Source organism: Mesorhizobium sp. M0139, assembly GCF_040322455.1.
Taxonomy (GTDB): domain Bacteria; phylum Pseudomonadota; class Alphaproteobacteria; order Rhizobiales; family Rhizobiaceae; genus Mesorhizobium.
Genome location: NZ_JAMYTN010000012.1, coordinates 1 through 12,207, shown reverse-complemented (window position 1 = coordinate 12,207; position 12,207 = coordinate 1). Strand labels below are relative to the sequence as shown.

The 12,207-nt window shown below is 64.6% G+C and carries 12 protein-coding genes; 5 read left to right on the top strand and 7 right to left on the bottom strand.

All coding sequences use genetic code 11. The features are described 5' to 3' along the window. Positions 1–69: 69 nt before the first annotated feature. From NKJ58_RS20880 to NKJ58_RS20855, 6 genes are read right to left on the bottom strand one after another with little or no spacing between them, the layout of a single operon-like run. Entirely contained in the window at positions 70–1,329 is a 1,260-nt protein-coding gene (locus NKJ58_RS20880) for an ABC transporter substrate-binding protein (protein WP_352521191.1), read from the bottom strand. A gap of 36 nt (positions 1,330–1,365) precedes the next feature. Beyond that, complete coding sequence (locus NKJ58_RS20875) at positions 1,366–1,794, bottom strand: hypothetical protein (protein ID WP_023667860.1); 429 nt, start codon at positions 1,792–1,794, stop codon at positions 1,366–1,368. Next, positions 1,791–2,846 carry an aldo/keto reductase gene (locus NKJ58_RS20870; RefSeq protein WP_023667859.1) on the bottom strand — a complete coding sequence of 352 codons (1,056 nt, stop codon included), beginning with the start codon at positions 2,844–2,846 and terminating at the stop codon, positions 1,791–1,793. Before NKJ58_RS20870 ends, NKJ58_RS20875 begins: the two co-directional genes overlap by 4 nt. Next, on the bottom strand, positions 2,843–3,196 hold the full coding sequence (locus NKJ58_RS20865; protein WP_023667858.1) for a TIGR04076 family protein: 354 nt from the start codon (positions 3,194–3,196) through the stop codon (positions 2,843–2,845). Before NKJ58_RS20865 ends, NKJ58_RS20870 begins: the two co-directional genes overlap by 4 nt. Further along, positions 3,197–3,685: a DUF3830 family protein gene (locus NKJ58_RS20860; RefSeq protein WP_023667857.1), complete on the bottom strand. Its 489-nt coding sequence runs from the start codon at positions 3,683–3,685 to the stop codon at positions 3,197–3,199. 1 nt (position 3,686) lies between these two features. Further along, on the bottom strand, positions 3,687–4,409 hold the full coding sequence (locus NKJ58_RS20855) for a GntR family transcriptional regulator (protein WP_023686960.1): 723 nt from the start codon (positions 4,407–4,409) through the stop codon (positions 3,687–3,689). Positions 4,410–4,533: 124 nt separating this feature from the next. On the opposite strand from NKJ58_RS20855, the gene NKJ58_RS20850 reads away from it, so the two are divergent. Genes NKJ58_RS20850 through NKJ58_RS20830 form a run of 5 tightly spaced genes read left to right on the top strand, consistent with a single transcriptional unit; the run spans position 4,534 to position 9,254 of the window. After that, complete coding sequence (locus NKJ58_RS20850) at positions 4,534–5,334, top strand: ABC transporter ATP-binding protein (RefSeq protein WP_023686959.1); 801 nt, start codon at positions 4,534–4,536, stop codon at positions 5,332–5,334. Further along, positions 5,331–6,077, top strand: coding sequence for an ABC transporter ATP-binding protein (locus tag NKJ58_RS20845; protein ID WP_023686958.1), 747 nt, complete (start codon positions 5,331–5,333; stop codon positions 6,075–6,077). Before NKJ58_RS20850 ends, NKJ58_RS20845 begins: the two co-directional genes overlap by 4 nt. Further along, complete coding sequence (locus NKJ58_RS20840; protein ID WP_023682690.1) at positions 6,074–6,982, top strand: branched-chain amino acid ABC transporter permease; 909 nt, start codon at positions 6,074–6,076, stop codon at positions 6,980–6,982. The genes NKJ58_RS20845 and NKJ58_RS20840 overlap by 4 nt, the downstream gene beginning before the upstream one ends. Then, the gene (locus NKJ58_RS20835) at positions 6,979–7,962 is read left to right on the top strand and encodes a branched-chain amino acid ABC transporter permease (protein WP_352853795.1); all 984 of its coding nucleotides are present in this window, start codon (positions 6,979–6,981) and stop codon (positions 7,960–7,962) included. The genes NKJ58_RS20840 and NKJ58_RS20835 overlap by 4 nt, the downstream gene beginning before the upstream one ends. After that, positions 7,959–9,254, top strand: coding sequence for an NAD(P)/FAD-dependent oxidoreductase (locus tag NKJ58_RS20830; RefSeq protein ID WP_352462108.1), 1,296 nt, complete (start codon positions 7,959–7,961; stop codon positions 9,252–9,254). The genes NKJ58_RS20835 and NKJ58_RS20830 overlap by 4 nt, the downstream gene beginning before the upstream one ends. 132 nt (positions 9,255–9,386) lie before the next feature. Here NKJ58_RS20830 and NKJ58_RS20825 read toward each other — a convergent pair whose 3' ends face one another. After that, positions 9,387–12,152, bottom strand: coding sequence for a nitrate reductase (locus tag NKJ58_RS20825; protein WP_352853793.1), 2,766 nt, complete (start codon positions 12,150–12,152; stop codon positions 9,387–9,389). Positions 12,153–12,207: the final 55 nt, after the last annotated feature.

Sequence of the window (12,207 nt, the reverse complement as noted above, 5' to 3'; positions counted from 1 at the left end):
GTTGGACTGCTTGTCCGGCGTCGATCTCCCAGAGATCGAACGGAGATCGCGCCGGACAATGTACCGGCGCTACTGCAATTTCGCCTGCAGCGCGTTGACGTCGTCGGTTGTCATTTCACCGTCGGTCGTCACCTTGCCGTCGACGATCTTCCACAGCCGGAACGGACCGGTGATGTCGCCATATTTGTCGAAGCTGACCGGACCGATGACGCCTTCATAGCGGATCGGCTTGCCGTCCTTGATCAGGCCGAGCGCCTTGGCGAACTCGTCCTTGCCGGCATAGATCGGTGTGCCGGCAAGATCGACCGCCTTGTACATGGCATCCTTGATCTTGGCTGGATCCTCGGAGCCGGCAATGGCAATGGCGAGACCGACAATGGCGCCGGCATCATAGGAACGGTCGGCTGCCGGGTTCGACGGTTCGATGCCCGAAAACTCCTTGTAGTTTTTCAGGAAATAGTCGGTGGATGCCGTCGGGCTGGTGCCGGAAGAGGTACCATAGGCATCCTTCAGATAATCGGCGCCGACGGATTCGATGAAGTCCGGGCTGTTCATGCCGTCATTGAGCAGGAATTTCTGCACGCCGCCCTGCGATATCCAGGTGCGGGCGACCGTTGCGCCGTCGACCGGCGTGCTGACGAGGTAGAGTCCGTCCGGCTCGCCTCCCATCGCCGCCGTCACTTCCGAAGCATAGCTCGACTGCTTTTCATTATAGGGCGTGTCGGAGACGATGGTGCCGCCGAGCGCTTTGTAGGCACGCGAGAATTCGGCCACCATGTTGACGCCGAAGTCGTTGTTGACATGGATGATCGACAGTTTCTTGAAGCCCTTGTCGATGGCGTATTTGGCGGCGGCCACGCCTTGCAGCGCATCCGACGTGATGGTGCGGAAGAAGATGCCGTTGGTCTTGCCGTCGCGGCCAAGGGCGGTCAGCGTCGGCGAGGACGAAGCCGGCGACACCTGCACGATCTTGGCCGGCCCGGTGACCGAGGTCAAAATCGGGATCGACACCGAGGAGATGATGCCGCCGATGATCACCGGCACCTTCTTGACCTGTACCAGCTGGGTCGCGGCATCGACCGCGATATTGCCCTGGCTCTGGCTGTCGCGCGTGTCGGTTGCGAGATCGCAGCCGCGTACGCCACCGGCTTCATTGATGTCGCGGAAGGCCATTTCGACGGACTTCGCGCCGGCCTGGCCGTATTCGCCGGCCGGACCGGTGAGCTCCATGACCAGGCCGACGGTGATCTTGCAGTCCGCTGCGTGTGCGGCGCCGGCCATCGTCACGAGAGCCAGTGCTGTGGTGATTTGAAGTATCGTCTTCTTCATTGCCGTTCCCCTTTTTTTGTTTGAACTTTTGCCTGTTCAGCCTTCCGGCGCCTGCAGCCAGGTCTCATGCAGATGCCGCCATTCGACGCCGTTTGGTGCCGATGAACTGGTGGTGAAGACCGCACTGGACTGCCGGCGACTGTGTTTGCCGGCGCGCAGTTGCGCCTCGATGTAGAAGATGACGATCGTGTCCGCGTCCTGCCAACCCGGCCTGATGTCCTCGATCGATATGGCAAAACCGTCGTCGCAAGTGGCGCGGCTTGTCCGGACATGATCTACGACCGCGTCGCGATCGAGGATCTGGCCATTCGGCGCCACCATGGTGAGGCCTTCGCCCATGACAGCCTCGAAGCGGCCGAACTCCACAGCGTCGGCTCGCGCGGCGACAAACCAGTCGACGAAGAAGCGATGCAGGTCGATGATTTCAGCGCTGGCACGCGAAAAAAGGGAAGGCTCTCCGCTCATTTCTTCCCCGCATTGAGGTTGTAATGCATGATCGAGCCGTGGCGGCCATGACGGTCGCGCTCCAGCGCGTAGACATCGCCCGCGAGGCCGGTGCCTTGTGCGATGGCGGCAGCAATCCGCGCGCGATCGTCGGCGTCGAGCGCGACGTCCATGATTTTCGTATTGGCCAGCGCATGTGCCTGGTTGCGCGCACCCACAATGACGGCCGCGACCTGCGGCTGCTCGAGCACCCATGCCGAGGCGATGGTGGCAATGTCGACGCCGTGGCGATCGCCGACCGCTTTCAGCGCCTTGAGCAGGGACTGGAACAGCTCCCAGCCGCCGAAGTCGTCGATGATCAGCTTGTATTTGACCAGCGAGCGGTTTTCGAGCGGCGTGGAGGGCTCGGCCACGCCAAGCCATTTGTCGCTGAGGAAGCCGCCCGCCACCGAGCCGTAGCAGAGGAAGCGGACACCGTTCTTAGCGGCAAGGCCCGCAAGGCTGTTTGCCGGCCGCTGGTCGAGCACTGAATATTGCAGTTGCTGGCTGACCAGCGGGATGCCCGCGGAGAGGATTTCGGCTAGCCTCGGCGTATCGAAATTGGTGGTGCCGAGATTGCGCACCTTGCCTTCCAGCCGAAGCTCGTCGAGCCAACCCATCGCCTCGACGTAACGAGGCTGGTCATAATCCCACCAGTGAAACTGCACGAGGTCGATCCGCTCGGTCTTGAGCCTGCGAAGCGACTGATCGACGATGCCCCTGATGTAGTCGCGGCTGATGCCTGCCAGTCGTTCGAGGTCCGGCACCAGCTTGGTGTGCACCTTCATCCTGGCCGCGACATCGAGACCGCGCTCGCCGGCCAGCCGCAGGCGCGCGGCGCCGATCAGTTCCTCGACGCCGGTGTAGATGTCGGCGCAGTCATAGGTCCAGATGCCGGCATCGAAAGTGGCGATGAGGTCGGTCACCGCCTGGCTGCGGTCGACGGCGCCATGCCCGCCGGCCAGCTGCCAGCCACCGCGGATGACTCGCGAGATCCCATAGCCGGGGCTGAGTTCGATGGTCCTGGCGGTCATCCCTTGTCGGTCTCCTTCGGCAGCGGCACGGCCGTGGTTTCGGCATGGCTGAACCGCCGCTTGGCAAGCCTGACGATGCGGAGCCGGCTGGCGCAATTGGGATCGGGACAGGCGATCTCGGCATCCGAGGTCATCCAGTCATTTGCATGCGTCGGGCGCTGCTTTGCCGCCAGGAGCGGCAACACGGCCGAGATCGAATAGATCGAAAAACCCTGCCCTGCCGGCAGCGAGAGCATTTCGCCCTTGAGTTCGAAATAGTCGCCGGCCCTGGCGCCGCAATAGACCGGCTTGCCCTCGGGGATGACCGCTTCGACGCGCAGATCGAAGAGTTCGAAACTGTCGTCGGCCATTCAGGCCTCCACCAGGCTGAAGGTGATGTCACAGGCGCCGTTGCGGCGGATGACGCCGCAGGCGGCGGCAAACTGATCGCGCTCTCCGGCAAGCACTTGCGCGACCACGCTGCCGGCCAGCCAGCCGATCGGGAACAGCAGCCGCGCCCCCTGCCCGTAGTACAGGCCGATATCGAAGATGGCATTGGGATTGCCGCCCCACACGCGTGGCGGCACATAGGACAGCACGATATCGCCGGGCTGCGGCGTCAGCGTTGCATTCTCCGGTGGCAAAGACTGGGCATAGGCCTGGCCGTGGAGATCGGCTGACGGAACCGGGCACGAGATTTCCGGTCCTGTCCACATCGCATGGATGCCTGGGATGATGCGTGGCTGCGCCAGATACGCCAGCAGGAAGGCGGCATTCTCCGGCGCCTTTTCGGGCAATAGCAGCGCCGTCACGGAAAGCTTCGAGCGTGGTTCTGTGATGCCGATGGCGGGCTTGGGCATGTCAGTCCTTCGCCGATTGAAGTTTGTCGCGCAGGAAGGCGAAGGGGCGGCTGATGTCGGCTACCAGCGCCTCGCGCGCCGCTTGCGCATCCTGTTTGGCAAGTGCCGCGACAATTCGACGATGATAGTGGGCGGTATCAACCTCGCCTGCCTCGGAGAAGGCATAGATGGCGACGCGGATGCAGGGACCCGATTGAAGCCAGAGGCTTTCGATCATCGGGATCAGCACAGCCGAGCCGCAGCAGCGGTAGATCTCAAAATGGAAGCTCTGGTTGAGCGTCGCTTCGCGATCGATATCCTTCTTGTGCTTCAGGGCCCGCATCTCGTCCCACTCGCCCAGCATGGCTTCGATCGATGCGATCTGGCGCGGGCTCATGCGCCTGGCGGCAAGCGCTATCGCTTCGCCTTCGATGAGGGAGCGGGCACGCAGGAGGTCGTCGATGCGCTCCAGCGTGATCGGCGGCACGCGCACGGAACGGTTGGGCAGCGCCTCCAGCGCCTTTTCCGTGATCAGCCGGCCGAGCGCTTCGCGTACCGGCATGGTCGAGGTGACCAGCGCATCGGCAAGACCACGGATGGTCAGCACCTGGTTTGGCTCGAAAAGGCCACCGATCAGAGCACGGCGCAACTCGGAATAGACGCGATCCTGCACCGTCTCGCGGCCGACCGGCGTAAGCTGGGCTGCGATCGTCTCGTTGTTCTTTTCGATGGCAGCCTTCTGCATTACCGGCATTTGCCCCGTTTTCGGCTTGCGAATGAAATTAAAGCCGAATAGCGTGATCAAAGCAAGTGTGATCACAAATCAAAAATCAGGAGGCGACAACGATCGTCTTCGGCCAGAGGGTTTGATGAGCGATGCAGCGGAGCGCCAACGGCAGGAGACCCGTGCGCCAGTTCTGACGGCACGAAACGTCGTCAGGCGTTTTGGCGGCCTTGTCGCCGTCAACGATGTCTCGTTTGATGTCAAAGCGGGCGAAATCCTCGGCCTGATCGGGCCGAATGGCGCCGGCAAGACGACGATGTTCGATCTGTTGGCGGGCAGCATATTGCCAACCAGCGGCGATATCCTGCTCAATGGCACGCGCGTCTCCGGCGAAGCCGCTCATCTGCGTATCGGCCGTGGTCTTGGCCGCACCTTCCAGATCCCGCGCCCCCTGCCCAATCTGACGCTGATCGAAAACATCATGCTGGCGGCGCAGGGCCAAGCCGGCGAAAAATTGCTCGCCAACTTCGTCACGCCGTGGCGAGTGGCGGCACAGGAAAGAGCAGCCAGGGCAAAGGCACTCGAGCTGCTCGAGCTCGTCTCGCTCGCTCGGCTGGCGCACGAACCGGCGCGCGTGCTTTCCGGCGGTCAACGCAAGCTGCTCGAACTCGCCCGCGTCATGATGGCCGATCCGGCGATCATCCTGCTCGACGAACCGGCCGCCGGCGTCAACGCGACGCTGCTCGAGATCATCATCGACCGCATCCGCGACATCAACGCGCACGGCATCACCTTTCTGCTGATCGAGCACAATATCGACATGGTGACGCGGCTCTGCCATCGCGTCCTCGTCATGGCGAGCGGCCAGTTGCTCAGCGAAGGCACGGCGGAAGAGGTCGCCCGCGACCCGCGCGTCATCGAGGCCTATCTCGGAGGTGCGGCATGAGCGAAACTGTCCTCAACGTCCGCAATCTCGAGGCCGGCTATGAGCCCGGCGTGCCGATTGTGCGCGGCGCCTCGATCACCGTCGGCAAGGGGGAGATCGTCGTCGTGCTCGGCCCCAACGGCGCCGGCAAGTCGAGCTTCATCAAGGCGATCGCCGGCCTTGTCCCGATCACCGGCGGCACCGTATTTCTGGACGGCAAGGACATCACCGCCGCTCCCGCGCACACCATGGTTCGGCTCGGCCTGGCCTTCGTACCGCAGACGGAGAACATCTTCCCGCTGATGTCGGTCGAGGACAATCTGAAGGTCGCCTGCGGCATCCTCGAGCGACGCGAAATCCCTGCCCGCATCGAGGAAATGTATGCGGCCTTCCCCGACCTCGTCCGCCAGCGCCGCACCGCCGCCGGCAATCTGTCGGGCGGACAGCGGCAGATGCTCGCCGTCGCACGTGCGCTGATCGTCCATCCCAAGGTGCTGCTGCTCGACGAGCCATCGGCCGGCCTCTCGCCGAAATTCGTATCGATGGTGTTCGAGATGCTGGCCGGCATCCGCAGGTCCGGCGTCACCATCCTGCTGGTCGAACAGAACGCCAAGGCAGCGCTGGCCATCGGCGACCGCGCCTATGTGCTGGTCGAAGGCAAGGACCGGCACGAGGGTGTGGCGTCCGAATTGTGGAACGATCCTGTCGTCGCCGAACTCTATCTCGGCCAACGCCCTCACGCCGGCAAGGGAGGCGCGGCATGAGCCTGCAATTTGTCGTCGATGGGTTGCTGACCGGTTCGATGATCGGCCTCGGCGCCATTGGCGTGACGCTCACCTATTCGATCCTGCGCTTCTCGAACTTCTCCCATGGCGACTTCATGGCCTGGGGCACCTATGCGACGCTCGCCGTCGTCAGCACCATCGGCGCGATGTTCGGCAAGGTGGAGCCCATTGGACCGCTGTCCTTCGGCTGGTCGCTGCTGGTTGCGCTGGTTGTCGGCATGACTTTCACCGCCCTGCTGGCGCTGTTGCTCGACAAGGTGCTGTTTTCGCGGCTGCGCTCGCAGGGGCAAGCCATCATCGTGGTGATGGCGAGCTTCGGCGCCTCGATGGCGCTGCGCAGCCTGCTCGAATTCACCTTCAGCTCACGCCCGACCTATTTCAGCCGGGCGATCCAGATCGCCATGCCGGTCGGCTTCGGCATCCGCATCACGCCCGATCAGATCGCGCTGCTGCTGCTGACCGCAGTGCTGGTGCTCGGCGTGCATCTGTTGATGACACGCACGCAGACCGGCCGCTCCATGCAGGCGCTGAGCCAGAATGCGGCCCTGGCCCGCATCGTCGGCATCGATGTTGCCTCCGTGGTGCGCGTCACCTGGATCATCGGCGGGGCGCTGGCCTGTGTGGCCGGCGTGATGATCGGCATTCTGGTGCAGATCCGCCCGTTCATGGGCTTCGACATGCTGCTACCGATGTTCGCCGCCGCCATCCTGGGCGGCATCGGCAGCATACCGGGCGCCGTGCTCGGCGGCCTGATCATTGGCCTTGCCGAAGCCGGTGCGGTGCAGCTGATCGGCGCCGAATGGCGCGCCGCAATCTCCTTCATCATCCTGATGGCGGTGCTGTTCGTGCGGCCGATCGGCCTGTTTGGTGTGAGGGAACGCTGATGGACCTGCTCGGCTACGGCGCCTTCTTCCTGACCACCGCACTGATCTTTTCGCTGGTCACACTGGGGCTCAATCTGCAGTGGGGGCTGACTGGCCTTTTCAATGTCGGTCTTGCCGGTTTCGTCGCCATCGGCGCCTATACATCGGCGCTGCTCACGACCCCGGACGATGCCGCGCGCTTCGGCGGCTTCGGTCTGCCGATCCTGGCCGGCTGGGCGGGCGCCATGGTCGTCGGCGGTATCGCCGCAGCACTTACCGGCATGGCCACGCTGCGTCTGCGATCCGACTACCTGGCGATCACCACCTTCGGCGTCGCCGTCGTCGTGCAGCTGGTCGCGCTCAACGCGCAGAAACTCACCGGCGGCCCGTTCGGCATCGGTTTCATCCCGCGCCCGTTCGGCGGCCTTGCCGAAACGCCGCTGCTGTTCAACCTGTCGAACCTCGCCGTCGTTTCGGCTGTGACGCTGATCGCCTATCTCGCTCTGGAGCACCTGTCGCGCAGCCCCTGGGGCCGCGTGCTCAAGGCGCTGCGCGAGGACGAGCGAGCGGCGATTTCGCTGGGCAAGAGCGCGCGCTTCTACCGCGTCCAGGCCTTCGCCGTCGGCGGCGCTATCATGGCGCTGGCCGGCGCTTTGCAGGCGCATTTCACCGGCTTCATCGCGCCCGATAACTATCTGCCGATCCTGACCTTCCAGGTCTGGGTGATGCTGATCGTCGGCGGCTCGGGCAGCAATGCCGGCGCCGTTGCCGGCAGCATCCTGGTCTGGGCGATATGGGCGGGGTCGGGCACGCTGACCAGCGTGCTGTTTGCGCCCGAGCAGCAAGCACGCGCGGCCTCGCTGCAGATCGTCGCCATCGGCGTCATGCTGTGCGTCATCCTGCTGATCCGGCCGAACGGATTGTTCGGCGATCGGCCGCGCCGGCCGAAGCCCGGCAAACAGACAAAGGCGGCGGCCAGCGAGAACGAGGCCGGACCATGAATGCCATGATCCGGCAAGACGTGCATGGCGTTTCACTCTGGCATGCCGTCAGCCGCAACCGCCGCGACCGGGGCACGCTGCAAGGCGGGCTCGACGTCGATCTCGCAATCGTTGGCGGCGGCTTTTCCGGCCTGTCGACGGCATTGCATGCCGCCGAGAAAGGGCTTTCGGTCGCGGTCCTTGAAGCCGAATTCCTTGCCTGGGGTGCGACCGGCCGGAATGCCGGCTTCGTCGTTCCGAACTTCGCCAAGCGGGATCCAGACGACATCATCGCCGAACTCGGACCCGAGCGCGGCGGGCGCCTGGTTGACTTAGCCGCCGGCAGCGCCGACCTGGTCTTCGGGCTGATCAAGCGGCACGGCATCGAATGCGACGCTGTGCAGAATGGTTGGATCCAGCCGGCGCATTCGTCCGCCGCGCTGGAAAAGACGCGATCGCGCGCCGAGCAATGGGCGGCGCGGGGCAGGCCGACCGTTGCGCTCGATGCCATGGCGGTCACGGAGCTCACCGGCATCGACGGCTATGCCGGCGGCTGGATGGACAGATCTGGCGGCGTCCTCAATCCGGTCGAGTATGCGCGCAGCCTGGCCGATGCCGCCGAAAAAGCCGGCGCGCGGATCTTCGAGCAGACGCGCGTCGCTTCCATTGACCGCGCTGCGGATGGCTGGACCTTGACGACCGCATCCGGCGCCGTGCGTGCGGGCAAGGTGGTGATCGCCACCAACGCCTATGGCGGGGCACTGAACCGGACACTGGCGCGGACCTATATCCCGCTGAAAGTCTTCCAGATCGCCACTGCGCCGCTGTCGCGGGCCATACGCGCGCGCCTGCTGCCCGGCGGCCAGGGCGTTGGCGACACCAGGCGCAACCTGTTCACGTGCCGCTTCGATGGCCAGAACCGGCTGATCAGCGGCGGCATGCATGTCGTCGGAGCCGGCGCTGAGACGCGCATGCCGCAAACGATCTGGCGACGGCTCGCCAGGCATCTCGATTTGCCTGACCTGCCGCCGCTTGCCTACAGCTGGACAGGCGTGGCGGCGGTGGTGCCGGATTTCCTGCCGCGTCTCATCGACCTCGGCCCTGGCCTGATCGCCGGCTTCGCCTGCAACGGTCGCGGCATCGCCATGACCACGGCAATGGGCAAAGTGCTGGCGGACTGGGCGAGCGGAACGGACGCCCGCGATCTGCCGCTCCCCTTCGCGCCGCCAGCGCCGATCCCGCTGCATAAGCTCGTGCGCTATGCACCGAATATGCTGCTCCCCTGGAGCATCCTGCGCGACCGGCTGGATTAGACAGCCAAGCCAGGTGATCCCCCCTGCCGGCGCGCTCATGGCGGCCCGAAAAGGACCGCCACCACCTTCCGCAATCGATGACCATGGTGGCCCAAGAGGATATCGTCAGATCCCCTCCCCAGCCAGCCGCATCTACTCCGCAGCCTGAACCCGATTGGCCTGGATGACCGCCCGGATCTCGGACCGGCAGGAGCCGCAATTTGTGCCCGCCTTCAGGGCGCCGCCTATGGCTTCGATTGTCGTGCACCCGGCCGCCACTGCCGCCACGATCTGGTTGACCCCGACGTTGAAACAGGAGCAGACGGTCGCGCCCGCATCGGGCCGATCGGCGCCGGCGCGACCGGCGACGATCCTGAAGCGTTCGCGCTGGCTGGTGTGAACCTCCTGGAGTTGCTGTGCCGCCCAACCCCGCGAAACCGCCACCGGTCCCGACGCGATAAACAAAGCCCCGGCGAGGTGCTGGTCGTCGAAGGCAGCAATACGATGCTGGCCGGTATCGCGGTCGTGATAAGCGAGCGTATCGGCTACGGGAACATCGAAAAGCGAACCAGCAAAACCAGCCCAGTCGATGTCGTCGTCAGCAAAGGCAAGCTCCACCCGCCAGCCGCCCTTGCATTTGGCCATGGCCCAGTAGTCTGCTGCGACCGCCACCGGCTTGCGGCGCACCACGGCGAAGCCGAAGGCTCTCGCGGCGAACTTCTCGATGCGGGCGCCGACATGTTTCAGCGCAGGCTGACCGGAAACCGGATCGGTCAGAGGCGCGGTCAGCGTGTCGAGCCGGCCTTTTGCCGAAAACTGGTCAGTCCAGTGCATCGGCGCAAACACGCTGCCCTGGCGCTGGCGTGCCGTCACCAGCGCGCGCACCAGCACATCGCCGCGCGGGCTGGAGACGCGCACAATGTCGGCGTCGCCAATGCCGTGATGCGTGGCATCCGCCGGGTGGATCTCGACGAAGGGCTCGGCCATGTGCTGGGAGAGACGTGGGCTTTTCCCAGTGCGGGTCATCGTGTGCCAATGGTCGCGAACACGGCCGGTGTTGAGGATCAGCGGATAGTTCGGGCTGGTGCGTGTCTCGACGATGGGACGAATGGCGATGAAGCGGGCCTTGCGGTCGGGATTGTAGAAATTGCCGTTGGCGAAGAAGCGGGTGCTGGAAGGGTCAAGTCCCGCTTGAACACCCCCCTCTGTCCTGCCGGACATCTCCCCCGCAAGGGGGGAGATTGGCAGCTTTGACGCCGGCATATCTTCTGCATCGTTGATAATTGGCGAAGGCCGAGGCGACGGCTGATCTCCCCCCTTGCGGGGGAGATGGCCGGCAGGCCAGAGGGGGGTGGCTGTGCTCGGCGCCGGCCATTGGAAAGGCTCAAGCGCTGCATAGGCCTCCTTATCAACACCAGCATAAGCGCCAATATCAAAATCCCGTGCGCCGTCATTCTCGAACCCGGACAGCGCGGCGTGTCCGGCGAAGATTTCCGCTGGCGACGAATAGGAAAACGCCTCGTCAAACCCCATCCGCTTGCCCACCTCGGCGACGATCAACCAATCCGGCCGCGCCTCACCGGGCACAGCAAGAAAGCTGCGCTGGCGCGAGATGCGGCGCTCTGAATTGGTCACGGTGCCGTCCTTCTCGCCCCATGCGGCGGCGGGCAGCCGCACATGGGCGTGGCGCATGGTGTCCGTGCTCGCCAGCACATCCGAAACCACGACGAACGGGCAAGCCTTGATCGCCGCCTCGACGGCATCGGCATCCGGCATCGAGTCGACCGGGTTGGTGGCCATGATCCACAATGCCTTGATGCGGCCGGCGGCGATCGCCTGAAACATCTCGACCGCCTTCAGACCGGGCTTTGGGGCGACGGCCGGCGCATTCCAGAAACGCTGCACGCGGTCGCGGTGCTCGGGGTTTTCGATCTCCATATGGGCGGCCAGCATATTGGCCATGCCGCCGACCTCGCGGCCGCCCATGGCGTTGGGCTGGCCGGTCACTGAAAACGGTCCTGCCCCAGGTTTGCCGATGCGGCCGGTGGCGAGATGGCAGTTGATGATGGCGTTGACCTTGTCGGTGCCCGAAGACGACTGGTTCACGCCTTGGCTGTAGACCGTCACTGTCTTTGCGGTGGTGGCAAACAGGCTATAGAAGCGGGCAAGCTCCTCTTCGCTCAAGCCGGTGGCGGCGGCAACGCCGGCAAGATCGAGTTTCGAGGCAGCGAAGAGCGCTTGCCCGAAGCCGGTCGTGTGGGCGGTGATGTAAGCGCGGTCGAGTGCGTTGTGCTGGCCGAGCCAGGCGAGCAGACCAGTGAACAAAGCAACGTCGCCATCCGGCGCGATCGCCAGGTGAATGTCGGCGATATCAGCGGTCATGGTGCGGCGCGGGTCGACCAGCACGACCTTCATCTCCGGTCGTTTTTCCCGGGCCGCCGCGATGCGCTGGAAGAGCACGGGATGGCACCAGGCGAGATTGGAGCCGACCAGCACAATCAGGTCGGCGAGCTCGAGATCCTCGTAGGTGCCGGGCACGGTGTCGGAGCCGAAGGCGCGGCGGTGGCCGGCAACCGAGGAGGCCATGCATAGCCGCGAATTGGTGTCGATGTTGGCCGAGCCGATGAAGCCCTTCATCAGCTTGTTGGCGACATAGTAGTCTTCGGTCAGCAACTGGCCGGAGACATAGAAGGCGACGGAGTCAGGACCGTGCTCGGCGATGGTTTGCGAAAAGGTCGAAGCGACGCGGTCGAGCGCCTCGTCCCAGCCGGTACGGCGACCGTGGATTTCGGGGTAGAGCAGCCTGCCGTCGAGGTCGATGGTTTCGGCCAGGGCCGAGCCCTTGGAGCAGAGCCGGCCGAAGTTCGCTGGATGTTCGGGGTGGGGGCCGGCGGGGGCTTGACCCGCCCCCCGGCAGATAGACCCCCCCCCCCCACCCCCCCCCCCCAAAAGGGGGGGGGGGGGGAAACCCAAA

What these genes read in the sequence shown, in the direction of transcription:
- NKJ58_RS20880 (WP_352521191.1), bottom strand. Translation starts at nt 1,329, where the DNA reads ATGAAGAAGACGATACTTCAAATCACCACAGCACTGGCTCTCGTGACG.
- NKJ58_RS20875 (WP_023667860.1), bottom strand. Translation starts at nt 1,794, where the DNA reads ATGAGCGGAGAGCCTTCCCTTTTTTCGCGTGCCAGCGCTGAAATCATC.
- NKJ58_RS20870 (WP_023667859.1), bottom strand. Translation starts at nt 2,846, where the DNA reads ATGACCGCCAGGACCATCGAACTCAGCCCCGGCTATGGGATCTCGCGA.
- NKJ58_RS20865 (WP_023667858.1), bottom strand. Translation starts at nt 3,196, where the DNA reads ATGGCCGACGACAGTTTCGAACTCTTCGATCTGCGCGTCGAAGCGGTC.
- NKJ58_RS20860 (WP_023667857.1), bottom strand. Translation starts at nt 3,685, where the DNA reads ATGCCCAAGCCCGCCATCGGCATCACAGAACCACGCTCGAAGCTTTCC.
- NKJ58_RS20855 (WP_023686960.1), bottom strand. Translation starts at nt 4,409, where the DNA reads ATGCAGAAGGCTGCCATCGAAAAGAACAACGAGACGATCGCAGCCCAG.
- NKJ58_RS20850 (WP_023686959.1), top strand. Translation starts at nt 4,534, where the DNA reads ATGAGCGATGCAGCGGAGCGCCAACGGCAGGAGACCCGTGCGCCAGTT.
- NKJ58_RS20845 (WP_023686958.1), top strand. Translation starts at nt 5,331, where the DNA reads ATGAGCGAAACTGTCCTCAACGTCCGCAATCTCGAGGCCGGCTATGAG.
- NKJ58_RS20840 (WP_023682690.1), top strand. Translation starts at nt 6,074, where the DNA reads ATGAGCCTGCAATTTGTCGTCGATGGGTTGCTGACCGGTTCGATGATC.
- NKJ58_RS20830 (WP_352462108.1), top strand. Translation starts at nt 7,959, where the DNA reads ATGAATGCCATGATCCGGCAAGACGTGCATGGCGTTTCACTCTGGCAT.